Genomic DNA, 17,329 nt, shown 5'->3' with positions numbered 1-17,329 from the left:
CTTCTGTCGAAAAAAGGCCGGCCTCGCGCTGGGCGAGACCGGCATCAGCTGATCAAGATAGCGCGTCAGGCGATATGGCGGCGGAACATGGCGAGCGCCAGCGACAGGGTGACGCCGGCGATGGCGAGCAGCGGCCAGAGCAGGGGCCAGGCGGCCGACCAGTCGAACCCCTTGAGGAAGACCCCCTTGAGCAGCACGATGAAGTGGGTGAGGGGGTCAATGGCCGCCAGCCACTGGAACACCTGCGGCATATTCTCCACCGGCGAGATGTAGCCCGAGAGGATCACAGCCGGTACGGTGAAGGAGAAGACTCCGAGAAACGCCTGCTGCTGGGTCGAGCAGAACGACGAGATGAAGAGCCCGATCCCGGCCAGCGCCAGCCCGTAGCAGACCATGCCCGCCATCAGCAAACTGAGGCTGCCGGCAAAGGGGAGGTGAAAGACAAAACGGGCGGCCAGCGCGACTATGCACCCTTGCCCCACTGCCACCATGATGCCGGGCACCGCCTTGCCCGCCATGATCCAGCCTGCGGTGAGGGGGGAGACCAGCAGCTGATCGAAGGTGCCCTCTTCCCGCTCCCGCGCGACCGAGAGGGCGGTGACAATCAGGCAGCCAGTGGTGGTGATGATGGCCACCAGCGCCGGCAGGATATGCCAGTGGAACTCGACGTTGGGGTTGTAGAGGTTGCGTACCGCCAGCTCGGGTTGCCCCTTGCCCTCACTTTGCCAGCGGGCGATCACCTGACTGATGTAACCCGCCGCCACCTGACCGCCGTTGGAGCGGCGGCCATCGATAATCATCTGCACCCTAGCCGGTTCGCCCCGCGCCAGCCGGCGCGAAAAATCCCCCGGAATAATCAGCCCGAGCAGCGCCTGCTGCCCGGTGATGGCTTCGGTCATGCCCGCCTCGCCCTGCACCGGAATGATGGTGGTGAAGGCGGGCATATGGGTGAGGCGTTCCAGCAGCTCGCGGCTCTGGGCGCCGCCATCCTGGTTGTAGATGGCCAGCGTGTTGCCGGTCACCTCCAGAGTGGCGGCGAAGGGGAAGAGGGCGGTCTGCAGCAGCACCGGCATGATGAGCAGAAAGCGCCCCTGAGTATTGCCCATCAGGGCCTGCAGCTCTTTTCGGATCAGCCACCAGAGTCGGATCAGCATGGGTTACTCCAGAGTGCGCCGCGTCTTGCGGGCGGTCAGGGCCAGCCAGAAACCGGCCAGCAGCAGCAGACAAAAACCGTTGACCAGCAAGATCGAGAAGACGCTACCCGCCTGATAGAGGGTCTGCAAGGAGCTTGCGAAGTAGCGGGCCGGAATGAGGTGAGTGATGGCCCGCAGCAGCGGTGGCATGCTGGCGATCTCGAACACGAAGCCCGATAGCATCACGGCGGGCAGAAACGCGGCGATCAGCGCCGCCTGCGCGGCATTGAACTGGCTGCGCATCACGGTGGAGAGGAACAGGCCGAGTCCGAGCGCGCTGCCGAGAAAGACGCTGGTGACCAGAAAGAGCAGCAGCAGAGAGCCGCGCCACGGCACCGCCATCACCGCCACCGAGAAGAGCAGGCAGAGCAGCATGGCAATGATGCCGAGGCCATAGTAGGGCAGCAGCTTGGAGAGCAGCAGCTCCCCCTTGGTGACCGGGGTGGCGAGCAGTGCCTCCATGGTGCCGCGCTCCCACTCCCGCGCCACCACCAGCGAGGTGAGCAGGGCGCCTATGATGGTCATCACCACCGCAATGGATCCTGGCACCAGAAAGTTGCGGCTCACCAGCGCCGGGTTGAACCAGGCGCGGCTCTCTATCGACACCGGCATGGCAACCCCTTCGCCCGCGAGCCACCCCTGCCAGATTCCCTGCACATAGTTGGTGACGAAGTTGGCGGTGTTGGGCTCGGAGCCGTCGGTCAGCAGCAGCGCCTGTGGCGTGCCATTGCCCTGACCGGCCATGGCGCGGGAGAAGCCGTCATCGATCACCAGCAGGCCGCGGATCTCGCCACGGGCCAGACTGGCGAGCAGGGACTCCTTGCTCGGCCCGCTGTGGATCTCCAGCGCGGTAGAGCCGCGCAGGGCCTGCTCCAGCCGCACCGCCGGGGCGCCGCTGTCGGCTCGCCAGATGCCGAGACGCAGATGGTCCACATCCAGATTGATGGCGTAACCCATCACCACCAGCAGCACCACCGGCATGATGAAGGCGATGAGGATGCTGCTCGGGTCACGGACGATTTGCAGCGTCTCCTTGCGGCAGAGGGCCAGCAGTCGCCGACGGTTGATGCTCATGCGTCCTCCTCGCTGGCCCGCTCGACCAGGGAGATAAAGGCCTCTTCCATTGTTGGTAATGAAGAGGTTGGCAAGGAGCCGGTTGGCAAAGAGGTCGCCGCCTCTTTGGCGGCCAGCTCCTTGAGATCGTCCGGGGTGCCGAGCGCCAGCAGCTTGCCGCGATAGATGAGGGCGATGCGGTCGCAATACTCAGCCTCATCCATAAAGTGAGTAGTGACCAGCACGGTGACGCCGTGGTCGGCCAGCGCGTTGATGTGCGACCAGAACTCGCGCCGGGTCACCGGATCGACCCCGGAGGTGGGCTCGTCGAGAAACAGCAGCGGCGGCTCGTGCAGCAGGGCGCAGGCCAGCGATAAGCGCTGGCGCAGGCCGAGCGGCAGGGATTCTGCCTTCTGTTCCAGCCAGGGAGCGAGGGAAAAGGCAGTCACCATGGCGTCGATCCGCGTCTGCTGGTGGCGGCCAAACAGGCCGTAGATACCGGCGAAGAAGGAGAGGTTTTGCGCCACGGTAAGTTGCTTGTAGAGGGAGAACTTCTGCGCCATGTAGCCGAGGCGCTGGCGCGCCGCCGAGGGGCTGTGGGCCAGATCGATGCCGGTCACCAGTGCTTGTCCCTCGCTCGGGCGCAGCAGGCCGCACTCCATCTTGAAGGTGGTGGACTTGCCCGCCCCGTTGGGGCCGAGCAGGCCGAAGATCTCGCCGCGGCGCACCGCAAAGCTGACATCATCGGTGGCTGCAAAATCGCCGAAGCGTTTGGTGAGGTGGCGCGCCTCTATCACCGCCTCGGGGGAGACTCCCTGCGGCAGCTTGGCTTCCCGCATCCCGGCCGCCAGACTCGACTCTCCACCGGGGCCGCCGCCGAGCAGGTCGATAAAGGCATCCTCCAGCCGGGGCTGGGCCGGTTGAAAGGCACCGTTGGCCAGCTGCAGCTCCGTCAGCGGCGGGGGCGTCATGCCCGGGTGCAGCAGCAGGCGAACCCGCTCCCCCGCCACCGCGCCATCCATCACCGCCGGGTGAGCCAGTGCCCGGCGCAGCAGGGCGCGTCGCTCGCGGCCATCCAGTTGCCCCGCCTCCAGCAGCCAGCAGCGGCTGGCCATGGCTCCCATCAGATCGGCTGGCGTGCCGCTGGTGCGCACCTCGCCATCCGCCATCAGCAGTACGTGGTCGCACAGCTCCGCCTCGTCGAGATAGGCGGTACTCCAGAGCACCGTCATCCCCCCTTTTGCCAGCTCGCGCACCATCTGCCAGAGGGCACGGCGGGAGATGGGATCGACCCCGACCCCCGGTTCGTCCAGCAGCAGCACATCCGGGGTGCCGAGCAGGGCACAGGCCAGCCCGAGCTTCTGTTTCATCCCGCCAGAGAGCTTGCCCGCCGGTCGTGCGGTGAAGCGGGCGAGGTCGGTGAAGGCGAGCAGCCGCGCGAAGGTGGGCGTGCGTTCGGGCTCCAGTACGCCGCGCAAGTCAGCGTAGAGGGTGAGGTTCTCCAGCACGCTGAGATCCTCGTAGAGGCCGAACTGCTGGGGCATGTAGCCGAGGCGCTGGCGCAGCAGATCCCCCTCGCTCACCGGGTCCAGCCCCAGCACCCGGATGGTGCCCGCTTCGGGGATCAGCAGACCGGCCAGCAGGCGCAGCAGGGTGCTCTTGCCCGCGCCGTCGGGGCCCACCAGCCCGGTGATGCCGCCAGCCGGAATGGTGGCCGAGATGGCGTTGAGGGCGACCCGCTCGCCAAAGCGCTTGGTGAGCCCCTCAAGAGAGATGGCGCAGCTCATGGCGCCAGCCTGACGGTGACCGGCATCCCCTGCCGCAGGGCCGGGTCGGGGTCCTGCACCACGATGCGCAGCCGGTAGACGAGGTGAGTGCGTAGGTCAGGCGTCTCCACCGATTTCGGGGTGAACTCGGCGGTGGGCGAGACAAAGCCCACCACCCCGTGATAGGGCTGATCAGGCCGCGAGTCGGTGGTGAGGGTCACCTTGGCGCCGCTCGGGAAGTGGCCGAGCCAGGGCTCCTCCACATAGGCGCGCACCCAGACTGGCGCGGTCAGGGAGAGGTCGAAGGCGGTCGCTCCGCTCTGCACCATGCTGCCATTCTCGACGGCGCGGCTGATGATGATGCCGTCGCTGGGGGCGGTCAGGCTGGCATCCGCCAGCGCCAGTTCGGCACTGGCGAGCGCTGCTTTGGCCCCTTCCAGCTGGGCATCAGACTGGGCGATTTCCTCCGGGCGGTAGCCGGTTTCGAGCTGGGCGAGCTGTTCGCGGGCGGAGCGCACCTGCGCCTGGGTCTGATCCCGCTGGGAGCGGGCGGTATCGAGCTGACCGCGGGAGATGGCGCCGGTGGCTGCCAATGCGCTCTGGCGGCGCCACTGCTGGTCGGCCTCCAGCGCTGCGGCTTCGGCGGCAGCCAGTGCGGCCCGGGCGCGGTCGGTCTCTTCGCTGCGATAGCCTTTGTGGATCAAGGCGTTGGCGGCAGTGAGCGCAGCCAGATTGGCGCGGGCGCTGTCGCGGTTGTGGGTGAGGGGAACCGGATCGAGGCGGGCCAGCAGTTGACCGGCTTTTACGCTATCCCCCTCATCGACCAGCACCTGATCGACGCGGCCGCCGACCCGAAAAGCCAGATTGACGTCGCGAATATCGACATTGCCGTAGAGGATGGATCCGTCGGCCGGGCGCCCCTGCCACCAGAGGTAGCCACCGATAACGGTCAGCAGCAGGGCTACGATTGCAATACGTTGCTTCATACCGCTTCTCCTTGAGGAATATTGCACTGCAACCAGAGGTAATCACTGAGAACGGCCAGCAGCAGAGCTGCCATCGCAATGCGTTGCTTCATAGCACTTCTCCTTGAGGATGGCTCTGCAACCAGAGGTCACCACTGAGATCGGCCAGCAGCAGAGCTACCATCGCGATGCGTTGTTTCATGCCGCTTCTCCTTGCTTCATATCGGTGGGGCGCAGGCCGCGCAGGGCCCATACCAGCCGCTGTCTGGCGGCCTCTGGGTTGTCTATCTGGCTGAGAAAGGGGGCGGCCTGTTCGGGCAGCCAGCCTAGCTGACGACCGCTGCCGGCGATCACCAGCGGCAGGCCGACCGAGCCCATGATGAAGATCATCAGCTGGAGCGGGTGACCCGCGACCAGCGACCCTTCCGCCTGTGCCATCCGTACCTGTTCGATCAGCAGCAGGGGATGACGGCGCGGCAGGCTGAGCAGAAAGCGCTGGGCCGCCCCTTCACCCGCCAGCGCATCGCCAAACAGGTGGTTGATAAAGCCGCGCTGGCGCACCACCAGCCCGATCAGCGCCTCCATGGTCGCCTCAAAGGTGGCGATGGCTGAGGGGTAGGAGCCTTTGGCTGCCACCGCCTTGAGCTCGTCATAGAGGGGGGCGTACCAGAGCTCGACCAGCTCGTCGATAAAGGCGTCGCGGTTGCCGAAGTGGTAGACGAAGGAGCCGAGGTTCACCTCGGCCGCCGCCGCCAGCTCGCGCACCGTCAGGCCGCGCAGCCCCTTCTCGGTAGCGATGGCGAGACCGGTATCGAGCAGTTTTTGCCGGGTTGGATTCATCTTTTTGGTTCCTGCTGCACAGATTTTGATCTGATTTATACGTATGTATAAATCAATTGCGCAGAAGTAGACAGATCTTTTTTTGAGCAGATTTCAGCAAGGATGAAAAACGGCGGGCGTTGGCAAGGGGAGGCTTGGAAATGCGCTGGGATTGAACGGGTTGCCGCAGATAAGGGCCAGAACCCGGGCAGATGACGGAGGCGGTGGAGAAATAAAAACGCCTCCGCGAAGGGAGGCGTTTTATCGGGAGGGGCGCGCTTACAGAATAAAGCGGCTCAGGTCCTCGTCTTCAATCAGCTTGCCGAGGTGGGCGTTGACGTAGTCGGTGTCGATGACAAAGGTCTCGCCGGACTTCTCGGAGGCATCGTAGGAGATATCTTCCATCAGGCGCTCCATCACGGTGTGCAGACGACGGGCACCGATGTTCTCGGTTCGCTCGTTGACCTGCCAGGCCGCTTCGGCCAGACGGCGGATGCCATCCTTGGTGAACTCGATGTTGACCCCTTCGGTGGCCATCAGTGCCTTGTACTGATCGGTCAGGGAGGCGTTCGGTTCAGTCAGGATGCGCTCGAAGTCATCGGTGGTCAGCGCGGTCAGCTCGACGCGGATCGGCAGACGGCCCTGCAGCTCGGGGATGAGATCTGACGGCTTGGCGATCTGGAAGGCGCCGGAGGCGACAAACAGGATGTGATCGGTCTTGACCATGCCGTGCTTGGTGTTGACGGTGCAGCCCTCGACCAGCGGCAGCAGGTCGCGCTGTACCCCTTCACGGGAGACATCGGGGCCGGAGCTCTCGCCACGCTTGCAGATCTTGTCGATCTCGTCGAGGAAGACGATGCCGTTGTTCTCGACTGCGGCGATTGCCTTCTGCTTCAGCTCTTCCGGATTGACCAGACGAGCCGCTTCCTCTTCGATCAGTGCCTTCATGGCCTCTTTGACCTTGATCTTGCGCTTCTTCTTCTGGTTCTGGCCCAGGTTCTGGAACAGTCCCTGCAGCTGGTTGGCCATCTCTTCCATGCCCGGCGGGGTCATGATTTCGACGCCCATCGGGGAGGCGGAGAGCTCCAGCTCGATCTCCTTGTCATCCAGCTGACCTTCCCGCAGTTTCTTGCGGAAGATCTGGCGGGTGTTGGAGTTGTCGGCTTTCTCTTCCTCACCCCAGGTGTTGCGCGGGTTGGGCAGCAGGGCATCGAGGATGCGCTCTTCGGCGGCTTCCTCGGCGCGGTATTTCATCTTCTCCATCTCGGTTTCGCGCACCAGCTTGATGGCGGCATCGGTCAGATCGCGGATGATGCTGTCCACTTCCTTGCCGACATAGCCCACTTCGGTGAACTTGGTCGCTTCCACCTTGATGAAGGGGGCGTTGGCCAGCTTGGCCAGACGACGGGCGATCTCGGTCTTGCCGACACCGGTCGGGCCGATCATCAGGATGTTTTTCGGGGTCACTTCATGGCGCATCTCTTCGTCGAGTTGCATCCGGCGCCAGCGGTTGCGCAGGGCAACGGCAACGGCGCGCTTGGCATCGGCCTGACCAATGATGTGTCTGTCCAGCTCGTGGACGATTTCTCTCGGGGTCATCTCGGACATGATGGTGTTCCTGTATCCGGGGCGGGCAGGGCCCACCCCTTGGAGAATGGGGTTTGGCTGGTGGCCTTATTTCGCCGAATAATCCAGCACTTCGATGGTGTGGTTGCCATTGGTGAAGACGCAGATGTCGCCCGCAATCTTGAGGGACTTCTCGACAATGGTCCTGGCATCCAGCTCGGTGTTCTCCAGCAGCGCGATGGCGGCGGACTGGGCGAAGTTGCCGCCGCTGCCGATGGCGATGAGATCGTGCTCCGGCTGCACCACGTCACCGTTGCCGGTGATGATGAAGGATTTGTGTTCGTCGGCCACGGCCAGCAGCGCTTCAAGGCGGCGCAGGGCGCGATCGGTGCGCCAATCTTTGGCCAGCGCCACGGCGGCGCGCTCCAGATTACCCTGATGGGCCTGCAGTTTTGCTTCGAAACGCTCGAGCAGGGTGAAGGCGTCGGCGGTACCGCCAGCGAAACCGGCCAGCACCTTGCCGTTATAGAGGCGATGAACCTTGCGGGCGTTGCCCTTCATGACGGTGTTGCCAAGAGAGACCTGGCCATCGCCACCGATGACGACCTGACCGTTGCGGCGAACTGAAACTATGGTAGTCACTTTACTTACCTCGCTTGAGCCGAATGACGGCCTGACTGTGCATGGCAAGAAAGATGGGGATGGCAAACGGGCTTTTCAACCCTGCCTTTGGTCGGGATAAACGGGGGGAGCAAACAGGGTGGGTGCGCGTGGCACCAAAAGAACAGGGCCGGGTGTTGCCACCCGGCCCTGCGTCATCGGTAAGCGGATTACCCTTTCTTGGGAATGCAGCCGCTGATGCCGGAGCTCTGCAGCTTGCTGTTGGCCGCGTCGGCGGCCGCCTTGCCGTTGAAGGGGCCGACCATCACCTTGTAGACGGTGCCGTTGGCACCATTGATCACCTGCAGGCTGGAAGAGAGACCGGCGGTGAAGGCGATGCGCGCCTTGAGCGACTCTGCGGAATCCTGCGAGCGCAGGGCCGCGCATTGCATCATATAGCGACCGCTGTCGGCGGCAGCGGTCTGGGCTTGCGGGGTGGCCGCTTTGGCCTTGGCCGCTTCGGCGCGCTCCCGTTCCAGCTCGGCGCGGATCTCCCGCTCCATCCGCTCCCGTTCGGCCTTGCGGTCGATCGCCTGCTCTTGCGCGCTGGCAACCGGTGCGCCAGAGGTGGAAGGGGTGGTCGCCGGATTGGGCTGATAGGGCTTGGGCTGGCCGATGGGCGTTCCCGGTTGGGGAATGTCGGTCGGCACCGGCTGCGGCAGTTTTTCCGGCTGCAGGGTCATGGTATCTGCCGGGGGCGGCGGCAGCACACCCGGCTGGGTCGGCGGCTCTATGATATCGACCTGCTTGTTTTCAAGCCGTTCGATGTAGCTCCACTTCTCCTGAGGCAGCCCGTTATTCTGCGCTTTTGGCTTGTTGGCCTTTACCTGTTCCTCAATGGTGGGGGCGTCGTTGCCCTTGCCATTGATCATGTAAAGGAAGCCACCAAAGCCTGCCAGCAGTGCCACGACCAGCAGCACTGGAATAACAGGAAAGCGGCGAGGGGCCGCTTTCTTGGTATTGCGGCCACCCGCCCGACGTCGCGGGCGGCTGCCGACATAATCCCGGGTTGCCATCTATTACATGCGCTCCAGGGTATGGATGCCCAGTACGCCGAGGCCCAGTTTCAGCACCTTGGCGGTGGCGGCGCACAGCAGCAGACGGCTCTGACGGGTTGCTTCGTCCACGCCATCCTTGTTGATCGGGCAGGCTTCATAGAAGGTCATGAAGTTGCCGGACAACTCGTACAGGTAGGTACAGAGCAGGTGCGGCATGCCTTTGTCTGCCACGCCGTTGACCGCGTCGGAGAACTGGATCAGCTTCTGGGCCAGTACCTCTTCGGCCTCTTCGTTCAGGGTTACATTACCGGTCAGCGTCTCGGCATCGATGTTGGCCTTGCGGAAGATGGACTGGATACGGGTGTAGGCATACTGCAGGTAAGGAGCAGTGTTGCCTTCAAACGACAGCATCATATCCCAGTCGAAGATGTAGTCGGTGGTACGGTTCTTGGAGAGATCCGCATACTTCACCGCACCCATGGCGATGGCGTTGACCACGTTGGCCTTCTCTTCGGCAGAGAGGTCGCTGTTGCGGCTCTCCAGCAGCGCAGCGGCGCGCTCTTCGGCTTCGTTCAGCAGATCAACCAGCTTGACGGTGCCACCGGAGCGGGTCTTGTAGGGACGACCATCCTTGCCCAGCATCATGCCGAAGGCGTGGTGCTCAAGCGGTACAGATTCCGGCACATAGCCCGCCTTGCGGGTGATGGTCCAGGCCTGCATCAGGTGCTGGTGCTGACGGGAGTCGATGAAGTACATGACCCGGTCGGCGCCCAGGGTTTCATAACGGTATTTGGCACAGGCGATGTCGGTGGTGGTGTAGAGGAAACCGCCATCGCTCTTCTGGATGATGACGCCCATGGCCTCGCCATCCTTGTTCTTGAACTCGTCCAGGAAGACCACGGTAGCGCCTTCGCTCTCGACCGCCAGCCCCTTGGCTTTCAGGTCGGCAACGATTTCCGGCAGCATGTCGTTGTACATGGACTCGCCCATGATGTCCTTGTTGGTCAGGGAGACATTCAGGCGGTCGTAGTTGATCTGGTTCTGTTCCATGGTCATGTCGACCAGCTTCTTCCACATGGTGCGGCAGTACTCATCGCCGCCCTGCAGCTTGACCACGTAGTTACGGGCGCGCTCGGCGAAGGTTTCGTCTTCGTCGTAGCAACGCTTGGCCTGGGTGTAGAAGGCTTCCAGATCCTTGAGCGCCATGTCGCTGGCGTGCTCGTTGGACATCTTCTCCAGATAGGCGATCAGCATGCCGAACTGGGTGCCCCAGTCGCCGATGTGGTTGGCACGGATCACTTTGTGGCCGAGGAACTCCAGCGCGCGCGCAGCCACGTCACCGAGTACGGTGGAGCGGATGTGGTGCACCGCCATCTCTTTGGCCACGTTGGGGGCGGAGTAGTCCACCACCACGGTCTGCGGGGTCGGCAACTTCACGTTGGCGTTGGCAGAGGTCACCATGGCCTCGACCTGACCGGCCAGCCAGCGCTGGTCGAAGAAGAAGTTGATGAAGCCGGGACCGGCGATCTCGACCTTGGCGATCAGGTCGGAGGCGGGCAGGTGCTCGATAATGGCAGCCGCCAGCTCACGGGGATTCTTGCGGGCCGGTTTGGCCAGCAGCATGGCCAGGTTGGTAGCCAGGTCGCCGTGAGCTTTTTCCTTGCATCGGTCTACTTGCACGCGGGCTTCCAGGTCCGCCGGCAGGACGCCTGCTGACTTGAGATTGGCTACCGTTTGTTCAAGTAGATGATGAATATGCTCTTTCATAACTGACCACCAAGGTTGCGCGTCGAAAAATGACTGATATATAAGGGCGTGAATTTTACCCGCATCGGCCCGAGAAAACTATAGGGATGACCCGCCGCTCGCTGTCGGGCGGATATTTCACTGCGTTTGGCGCCATATTCCAGAATATTGGGCGGAAATTACGGTGCTTATCCATTTCTACTGCATATCGAAGCGGCTTGTCCAGGCTATTTTCCCCTGATTGCTAAGGGTTTTTCCTTTCCCGATGACGGGAATGATCTCCTCCCTCTGGCCCGGCGTATCAACAGAGGTTCCCAACCGAGGAGTTTGCGATGCGACTGGCGCTGTTTCCCCTATCTGCCCACCTGCTGCCCGGCGGCATCATGCCGCTGCGGATCTTCGAACCGAGATACCAGCGGATGATCGCCGAAGCGGGGGAGTCCGGCTTTGCCCTCTGCATGGTGGACCCTCGCCAGCCCGATGCCCTGCGCAACATGCTGCCCATCGCCACCCGGGTCACCATCATCGATTTCGACCGGCTGCCGGACGGCATGCTGGGGATCACGGTGCAGGGGATGGAGCGGGTGCAGATAGAGGATATGTGGCAGGAGCCAGACGGCCTGCGCATCGGCGAGGTGACGCCGCTGACGGCCTGGCCGCCCCGGCGGCTCCATCCCGATCAGCTGCCGCTGGTCGAGGCGCTGCGGGAGGTATTTGCCGACTATCCCGACTATGCCGCCCTCTATCCCGCGCCCCGCTGGGACGATGGCAACTGGGTGGCCCAGCGCTGGCTGGAGGTGCTGCCGATCCCCCCCGAGCAGAAACAACTGCTGCTGGCCGCCGCCGACAATCAGCCCGCCATCGCTCTGCTCAAGGGGGTACTGGTGGCCAGCCACTGATTTTTTCCTGACCCGCTGATCCGCCAGCGCCACAACGCCGTATCAGTCATCACCACAGCATGTTCGACAGCACACCAAAGGGATGGCGCAATGGCATATACTGGCCAACCACACTCGACCATACGCAGGACCTCGCCCGTGATGGATAACCCGGATGGCGACCTCAAATCTCTGCTGATCAGGGTGGCAGAACAGGCCGACAAGGCTGCTTTTGCCCGCCTGTTCCAACACTTTGCGCCGCGCATTCGCAGCTACGGCCTGCGCCACCTCGGCAGCGAGGCCAACGCCATGGAGCTGGTGCAGGAGACCATGCTGCTGGTGTGGCAGAAGGCGCGCCTCTACCACCCCGAGAAGGGGGCGCCGACCACCTGGATCTATACCGTGATGCGCAACCAGTGCTTCGACATGCTGCGCCGTCGTCGCGCTAGCAAGGAGGATCTCTGTGCCGAGGAGCTGTGGCCGGTGCTGGAGTTTCAGGCTGAAGAGGAGCACTTGAGCGGGGGGGAAGATGCGGTGCTGACCCGTCAGATGGCCCACTATCTGGGCACCCTGCCGGAGCCGCAACAGCAGGTGGTGCGCGGCATCTATCTGCAGGAGTTCTCCCAGCAGGAGCTGGCGGAGCGACTCGGCGTGCCGCTCGGTACCATCAAGTCCCGCCTCCGGTTGGCGTTACAGAAACTGAAAGAGCAAGTGGAGCAAGGCCATGATTAAAGCCCATCCGACCGACCCTATGCTGCGCGCCTTCGCTGCCGACGAGCTGCCTCTGCCGCTGGCGGTGGGGCTCTCCGCCCACTGCGAACTCTGCCCCGATTGTGCTGCCCGACTGAAAACATTTGAAGAGGAGCTGGCGCAGCAATATCTTGCCTCGCCAGCAGAGCCCGAGCTGGCTCCCCGCGATGACGTGGCGCTGGATGCCGGATTCGACGCCATGCTGGCGGATATTCTGGCGCAGCCGCTGGCTGAGCCCCTCTCCGAGCCAACACATGACCGGCCCCGAGCCCAGCCCGGCGAGCTGGAGGTGGCCGGTCACGCCTACCGCTTGCCACGGGTGCTGGCCCGCTACCGTTCGCCCAAGTGGCGCCATATCGGGGCCATTCGTCAGCAGAGTTTGCCGCTGGACGAGATGGGGGCGCGCGCCAGCCTGCTCCATATCGAGGCCGGTGGCCGCATCCCCGAGCACACCCATCAGGGCTATGAGCTGACCCTGCTGCTGGCGGGCACTATCGAGGATGGCGATACCCTTTACAAGGCGGGAGATTTTATCTGGCGCGATGCCAGCCACTCCCACAGTCCGCACACGCCGGATGGCTGCCTCTGCTACACGGTGCAGGATGCGCCGGTGCAGTTCACCAAGGGGCTGTCGCGGCTGCTGAACGGCATCAGCCAGCACCTCTACTGAGCTCAATCTCTTCATAGATTCGCCATAGAAAAAGGGACCAAGTTGGTCCCTTTTGTCATTTCATTGCAGGCTGCCGGTCAGGCGACAAACACCAGATAGACGGCGAACGCCACGATAAAGCGGTAGATGGCGAACGGGATAAAGTCGAGGCGACGGATCAGCGCCAGGAAGGTCTTGATCGCAAACATGGCCACCACGAAGGCGGTGATAAAGCCCACCGCAAACATCGGGAAGTCAGCCATGGAGAGGAAGTCGCGGCTCTTGTAGAGATCCAGACCGCTGGCCGCCATCATCATGGGCACCGCCATGATGAAGGAGAACTCAGCCGCGGCATGACGGCTGATCCCCATCAGCATGCCACCACTGATGGTAGCGCCGGAGCGGGAGAAGCCGGGCCACAGGGCCAGACACTGGAACAGACCGATACCGAACGCCTGTTTGTAGCTGATGTCATCCAGAGTTTCGGCGCTGACGGCAGGGCGGAACTTCTCGGCGATGATCAGCAGGATACCCCCCGCGATCAACGCATACATCACTGTCTCTGGCCCGAACAGATGGGCCTTGATCCAGCTGTGGATGGCGAGGCCGACCACGATGGCGGGCATCATGCCGAGGATGACGTGGATCAGCGACAGGGTGGCATGATCCTGAGAGGGCTTCTGGCCAAAGTGGATGCCAATCAGGCCAAACAGGCGGCGCCAGAACACGGCGACCACGGCGAGGATGGAGCCAAGCTGGATCACCACTTCGAAGGTGGCGGCCTTGGGCCCTTCAAAGCCCAGCAGATGGCCGACGATGATCATGTGGCCGGTGGAGGAGACGGGGAGGAACTCGGTCAGCCCCTCGACGACGCCCAGAATAAAGGCGACCAGCAGGCTATAAGTGTCAGTCATCGAACAAACAATCCTTACTTCGTTGATGTAAAAACGCCCCGGAAGGGTCTCGGGGCGGCTTATCTTGCTCGATTGTGACTGCTGAGGCTATGTAAAAATCATGAAACCTTTAAGTCAGTCGCGGATAAAACGGTAGCGGGTCTGGTGGTGATAACGCTCGCCCGGCAACAGCCAGGGGTTGCCCAGTTCGGGGCGATTGGGGCTGTCCGGCAGCTGTTGCGCCTCAAGACAGAAGCCGTCGTGATCCCGGTGCGACAGGCCGCTGCGGCTCGGGGTATTGGCCAGCCAGTTGCCGGTGTAAAACTGCAGCGAAGGCTGGTTGGTGTAGACCTCCATCGCCAGCTGGCGATCCCCCGAAACCACCCGTGCTGCACACTCGGCAGCCGGTCCGTTGAGCACAAACGCGTGATCGTACCCCTTGGCCTGTTGCTGCTGGGGATGGCTCAGCCAATCCTGCCCGACAAGGCGCTCGTGGCGCAGATCGAATGGCCTCTCCACCGGAGTGATGGCGATCGGCAAACCGCTCGGGTCGGTGGGCAGGAAGTGGTCGGCATTGATGCTGATGAGGTGGTCACGCACATCGCAGCCATCGGTTTGCCCATCGAGATTGAAGTAGGCGTGGCTGGTGAGGCTGACCGGCGTCGCGGTATCCGTGCTGGCGATGAAATCCACCACCAGATCGCTCTGCTCCAGCCGGTACTCCAGGGTGACCCGCAGATTGCCGGGAAAGCCCTGATCCCCCGCCCGGGAGAGCAACGCCAGCTTGACCCGATCCGCCTCCAGCTCCTTGATTTGCCACTGCTGGCGATGAAAGCCAGCCTGCCCGCCGTGCAGACAGTTGGGTGCCTGATTGGCATCCAGCGGCCAGCGCTGGCCATCGCGTACCAGCTCGGCACCGCCAATGCGGTTGGCAAAGCGGCCCGCCACCGCACCCAGCCACACCTGCTGGGTGGGATAGGCCTCATCGGTACAGCCCAGCAGCACTTCACGGCGCTGGCCCGCCACCGGCAGGGTGAGGGAGGTGAGGGTGGCGCCGAAATTGAGGCCGCGCAGGCGCAGCCCCTCCTCGTTTTCCAGCTCGAATGGCGTCATGGCGCTGCTCATAACTTGCCTGCACCTGTGTTGCCGATCCGGCAGACGTAGCCGTCGGCCTGCATCATAAATGGGCTCATAGTTTTCCCGCCCCCGCGCTGGCACGGCAGACGTAGCAGTCGGCCTTGAGGCCGGAGATGGCCGGATACTCCGCCTCGACCGCGGCGATCACCTCGGCCACTTTCTCCGGGCGCAGCAGGGCGACCACGCAGCCGCCGAAGCCGCCGCCGGTCATCCGCACGCCGCCATCGGTGCCGATCCTGGCCTTGATGATCTCCACCAGACCGTCGATGGCGGGCACGGTGATCTCGAAATCATCGCGCATGGCGGCGTGCGACTCGGCCATGAGTTCGCCGAGGCGGGTCAGATCGTGGCTCGCCAGCGCATCGGCGGCCGCCAGGGTGCGGGCGTTTTCACCGACGATGTGGCGAGCACGGCGGTAGCAAGCATCATCCAGCCCGGCTTTGCCCGCTTCCAGTCCGGTCAGATCGAGGTCGCGCAGCGCCTTGACCCCGTAGTGACGGGCGGCGGCCTCGCACTGCTGGCGGCGGGTGTTGTATTCGCTGTCCACCAGACCGCGGCGCACGTTGGAGTTGACGATCAGCACCGCCAGATCTGCTGGCATGGGGATGAGGCGGGTCTCCAGCGAGCGGCAGTCGAGCAGCAGGGCATGATCGGTTTTGCCACTGGCGGAGATCATCTGATCCATGATGCCGCAGTTGCAGCCGACGAACTTGTTCTCCGCCTGCTGGCCGTTGAGGGCGATCTCGGCCTGGCTGATGTCGAGCCCCAACGCCTCTTTGAAGGCCTGCCCGATGGCCACTTCCAGTGAGGCGGAGGAGGAGAGCCCCGCTCCCTGCGGCACGTTGCCGGAGACCACCAGATCGAGGCCGCGCAGGGCATAACCACGCGCTTGCAGATATTTCACCACGCCACGGATGTAGTCGCTCCAGCGCTGGCTGGGGTGATGCTCGATGGGCTGGCCGAGGTCGAACTGGTCGCGCTGGTTGTCGTAGTCGGCGGCGATCACCTGCACTTGCTGGTCATCGCGCAGGCCGATGGCGACGCAGGTCTCGTAGTCGATGGCGCAGGGCAGCACGAAGCCGTCGTTGTAGTCGGTATGTTCACCGATGAGGTTGACGCGACCGGGGGCGCGCACCAGCAGATCGGGCGCTTTGGCAAATTGCTCGGCAAAAACGGTGCTGACGCGTTGGCTGGGGGTCATAGGGCCTCCTCATTGGTGTGGCTGGTCTGGGTGTAGTGAATGGGGCTCAGGGCGCGCAGCCGTTCGGCGGCTTGCTCGGGGGTAAGGTCGCGCTGGGTTTCGGCCAGCATCTCGAAGCCGACCATGAATTTGCGCACGGTGGCGGAGCGCAGCAGGGGCGGATAGAAGTGGGCGTGCAGCTGCCACGCCTCGGGGCAGTCCGATTTGGGCGGTGCAAAGTGCCAGCCCATGGAGTAGGGGAAGCTGCACTCGAACAGGTTGTCGTAGCGGCTGGTGAGCTCCTTGAGCGCCACCGCCAGATCCTGTTGCTGGGCCTTGGTCAGGTTGAGCATGGAGGGCACGTGTGCCTTGGGCAGCAGCAGGGTTTCGAACGGCCAGGCGGCCCAGAAGGGGACCACGGCGAGCCAGTGCTCGGTCTCCACCACGATGCGCGAGCGATCCGCCAGCTCCCGCTCGACATACTCCAGCAGCATGGGGCGGCCATGCTCGGCCAGCCAGTCGCGCTGGTGCTGCTCCTCACGGGCGATCTCGTTGGGCAGGAAGTCGCTGCCCCAGATCTGGCCGTGGGGGTGCGGGTTGGAGCAACCCATGACGGCCCCTTTGTTTTCAAATACCTGCACCCACTCCCACTGGGCCGACAGCTCGGCGACCTGATCCATCCAGGTGGTGATCACCCCTTCGATGGTGGGCAGCGGCAGCTCGGGCAGGGTCTTGCCGTGATCCGGCGAGAAGCAGATGACCCGGCTGGTGCCACGGGCGGCTTCCAGCTTGAGCAGGGGGTCGCCTGCGTTGTCGGCGGCCGGGGTGTCCTGCATCAGGGCGGCGAAGTCGTTGGTAAAAACGAAGGTGCCCTGATAGTCGGGGTTGATATCACCGGTGACCCGGGTGTTGCCGGCGCAGAGGAAGCAGTCGGGATCGTGGGCCTGCTTGGGGGCCTGACTCACCTTCTCCACCTGTCCCTGCCAGGGGCGTTTGGCCCGGTGGGGGGAGACCAGCACATACTGACCGGTCAGCGGGTTGAAGCGGCGATGGGGATGATCGACGGGGTTGAACAT

16 protein-coding genes are annotated in these 17,329 nt (G+C 63.5%); 3 read left to right on the top strand and 13 right to left on the bottom strand.

Features of this window, described 5'->3' with window-relative positions:
* Positions 1-65: 65 nt before the first annotated feature.
* From I6G90_RS15280 to argS, 9 genes are all read right to left on the bottom strand, one after another.
* Positions 66-1,154, bottom strand: a complete 1,089-nt coding sequence (locus tag I6G90_RS15280) for an ABC transporter permease (protein WP_197928175.1) — start codon at positions 1,152-1,154, stop codon at positions 66-68.
* 3 nt (positions 1,155-1,157) lie between these two features.
* Complete coding sequence (locus tag I6G90_RS15275; RefSeq protein ID WP_139710516.1) at positions 1,158-2,267, bottom strand: ABC transporter permease; 1,110 nt, start codon at positions 2,265-2,267, stop codon at positions 1,158-1,160.
* Positions 2,264-4,033 carry an ATP-binding cassette domain-containing protein gene (locus tag I6G90_RS15270; RefSeq protein WP_197928173.1) on the bottom strand — a complete coding sequence of 590 codons (1,770 nt, stop codon included), beginning with the start codon at positions 4,031-4,033 and terminating at the stop codon, positions 2,264-2,266. The genes I6G90_RS15275 and I6G90_RS15270 overlap by 4 nt, the downstream gene beginning before the upstream one ends.
* Positions 4,030-4,998 carry a secretion protein HlyD gene (gene hlyD / locus I6G90_RS15265; RefSeq protein ID WP_197928172.1) on the bottom strand — a complete coding sequence of 323 codons (969 nt, stop codon included), beginning with the start codon at positions 4,996-4,998 and terminating at the stop codon, positions 4,030-4,032. The genes I6G90_RS15270 and hlyD overlap by 4 nt, the downstream gene beginning before the upstream one ends.
* Before the next feature lie 177 nt (positions 4,999-5,175).
* Entirely contained in the window at positions 5,176-5,817 is a 642-nt protein-coding gene (locus tag I6G90_RS15260) for a TetR/AcrR family transcriptional regulator (protein WP_197928171.1), read from the bottom strand.
* A gap of 258 nt (positions 5,818-6,075) precedes the next feature.
* On the bottom strand, positions 6,076-7,404 hold the full coding sequence (hslU, locus tag I6G90_RS15255; RefSeq protein ID WP_042059467.1) for an HslU--HslV peptidase ATPase subunit: 1,329 nt from the start codon (positions 7,402-7,404) through the stop codon (positions 6,076-6,078).
* A gap of 66 nt (positions 7,405-7,470) precedes the next feature.
* The gene (gene hslV, locus I6G90_RS15250; RefSeq protein WP_005340772.1) at positions 7,471-8,004 is read right to left on the bottom strand and encodes an ATP-dependent protease subunit HslV; all 534 of its coding nucleotides are present in this window, start codon (positions 8,002-8,004) and stop codon (positions 7,471-7,473) included.
* Positions 8,005-8,192: 188 nt separating this feature from the next.
* Positions 8,193-9,038, bottom strand: a complete 846-nt coding sequence (locus tag I6G90_RS15245) for an SPOR domain-containing protein (protein ID WP_197928170.1) — start codon at positions 9,036-9,038, stop codon at positions 8,193-8,195.
* A gap of 3 nt (positions 9,039-9,041) precedes the next feature.
* Positions 9,042-10,787, bottom strand: coding sequence for an arginine--tRNA ligase (gene argS, locus I6G90_RS15240; RefSeq protein WP_197928169.1), 1,746 nt, complete (start codon positions 10,785-10,787; stop codon positions 9,042-9,044).
* A 311-nt stretch (positions 10,788-11,098) separates the two neighbouring features.
* On the opposite strand from argS, the gene I6G90_RS15235 reads away from it, so the two are divergent.
* The 3 genes from I6G90_RS15235 to I6G90_RS15225 all read left to right on the top strand — a co-directional run bounded on the left by I6G90_RS15235 (position 11,099) and on the right by I6G90_RS15225 (position 13,064).
* A complete protein-coding gene (locus tag I6G90_RS15235) occupies positions 11,099-11,665 on the top strand; it encodes an LON peptidase substrate-binding domain-containing protein (protein WP_197928168.1) in 567 nt (188 codons plus the stop codon).
* 141 nt (positions 11,666-11,806) lie between these two features.
* Positions 11,807-12,376, top strand: a complete 570-nt coding sequence (locus I6G90_RS15230; protein WP_005355542.1) for a sigma-70 family RNA polymerase sigma factor — start codon at positions 11,807-11,809, stop codon at positions 12,374-12,376.
* Positions 12,369-13,064, top strand: coding sequence for a ChrR family anti-sigma-E factor (locus tag I6G90_RS15225; RefSeq protein ID WP_197928167.1), 696 nt, complete (start codon positions 12,369-12,371; stop codon positions 13,062-13,064). The genes I6G90_RS15230 and I6G90_RS15225 overlap by 8 nt, the downstream gene beginning before the upstream one ends.
* A 77-nt stretch (positions 13,065-13,141) precedes the next feature.
* Here the strand turns inward: I6G90_RS15225 and bacA are convergent, their stop codons facing one another.
* The 4 genes from bacA to I6G90_RS15205 all read right to left on the bottom strand — a co-directional run bounded on the left by bacA (position 13,142) and on the right by I6G90_RS15205 (position 17,329).
* Positions 13,142-13,957: an undecaprenyl-diphosphate phosphatase gene (gene bacA, locus I6G90_RS15220; protein ID WP_182970014.1), complete on the bottom strand. Its 816-nt coding sequence runs from the start codon at positions 13,955-13,957 to the stop codon at positions 13,142-13,144.
* Positions 13,958-14,071: 114 nt separating this feature from the next.
* Entirely contained in the window at positions 14,072-15,061 is a 990-nt protein-coding gene (gene galM / locus I6G90_RS15215) for a galactose-1-epimerase (RefSeq protein ID WP_197928166.1), read from the bottom strand.
* A gap of 64 nt (positions 15,062-15,125) precedes the next feature.
* Positions 15,126-16,274, bottom strand: a complete 1,149-nt coding sequence (galK, locus tag I6G90_RS15210; RefSeq protein WP_197928165.1) for a galactokinase — start codon at positions 16,272-16,274, stop codon at positions 15,126-15,128.
* A complete protein-coding gene (locus I6G90_RS15205) occupies positions 16,271-17,329 on the bottom strand; it encodes a UDP-glucose--hexose-1-phosphate uridylyltransferase (protein WP_197928164.1) in 1,059 nt (352 codons plus the stop codon). The genes galK and I6G90_RS15205 overlap by 4 nt, the downstream gene beginning before the upstream one ends.

The organism is Aeromonas allosaccharophila (assembly GCF_016026615.1).
In the GTDB taxonomy this organism is placed as follows: Bacteria; Pseudomonadota; Gammaproteobacteria; order Enterobacterales; family Aeromonadaceae; genus Aeromonas; species Aeromonas allosaccharophila.
The sequence above is the reverse complement of the archived record's forward strand: the minus strand, read 5'-3'. Positions and strand labels throughout refer to the sequence as shown.

Excerpts from the sequence above, each read along its gene's own strand:
- galM (WP_197928166.1), bottom strand. The coding sequence starts at position 15,061 with ATGAGCAGCGCCATGACGCCATTCGAGCTGGAAAACGAGGAGGGGCTG.
- galK (WP_197928165.1), bottom strand. The coding sequence starts at position 16,274 with ATGACCCCCAGCCAACGCGTCAGCACCGTTTTTGCCGAGCAATTTGCC.
- I6G90_RS15280 (WP_197928175.1), bottom strand. The coding sequence starts at position 1,154 with ATGCTGATCCGACTCTGGTGGCTGATCCGAAAAGAGCTGCAGGCCCTG.
- hlyD (WP_197928172.1), bottom strand. The coding sequence starts at position 4,998 with ATGAAGCAACGTATTGCAATCGTAGCCCTGCTGCTGACCGTTATCGGT.
- I6G90_RS15235 (WP_197928168.1), top strand. The coding sequence starts at position 11,099 with ATGCGACTGGCGCTGTTTCCCCTATCTGCCCACCTGCTGCCCGGCGGC.
- I6G90_RS15225 (WP_197928167.1), top strand. The coding sequence starts at position 12,369 with ATGATTAAAGCCCATCCGACCGACCCTATGCTGCGCGCCTTCGCTGCC.
- argS (WP_197928169.1), bottom strand. The coding sequence starts at position 10,787 with ATGAAAGAGCATATTCATCATCTACTTGAACAAACGGTAGCCAATCTC.
- I6G90_RS15230 (WP_005355542.1), top strand. The coding sequence starts at position 11,807 with ATGGATAACCCGGATGGCGACCTCAAATCTCTGCTGATCAGGGTGGCA.
- hslU (WP_042059467.1), bottom strand. The coding sequence starts at position 7,404 with ATGTCCGAGATGACCCCGAGAGAAATCGTCCACGAGCTGGACAGACAC.
- bacA (WP_182970014.1), bottom strand. The coding sequence starts at position 13,957 with ATGACTGACACTTATAGCCTGCTGGTCGCCTTTATTCTGGGCGTCGTC.
- I6G90_RS15275 (WP_139710516.1), bottom strand. The coding sequence starts at position 2,267 with ATGAGCATCAACCGTCGGCGACTGCTGGCCCTCTGCCGCAAGGAGACG.
- I6G90_RS15270 (WP_197928173.1), bottom strand. The coding sequence starts at position 4,033 with ATGAGCTGCGCCATCTCTCTTGAGGGGCTCACCAAGCGCTTTGGCGAG.
- I6G90_RS15205 (WP_197928164.1), bottom strand. The coding sequence starts at position 17,329 with ATGTTCAACCCCGTCGATCATCCCCATCGCCGCTTCAACCCGCTGACC.
- I6G90_RS15245 (WP_197928170.1), bottom strand. The coding sequence starts at position 9,038 with ATGGCAACCCGGGATTATGTCGGCAGCCGCCCGCGACGTCGGGCGGGT.
- I6G90_RS15260 (WP_197928171.1), bottom strand. The coding sequence starts at position 5,817 with ATGAATCCAACCCGGCAAAAACTGCTCGATACCGGTCTCGCCATCGCT.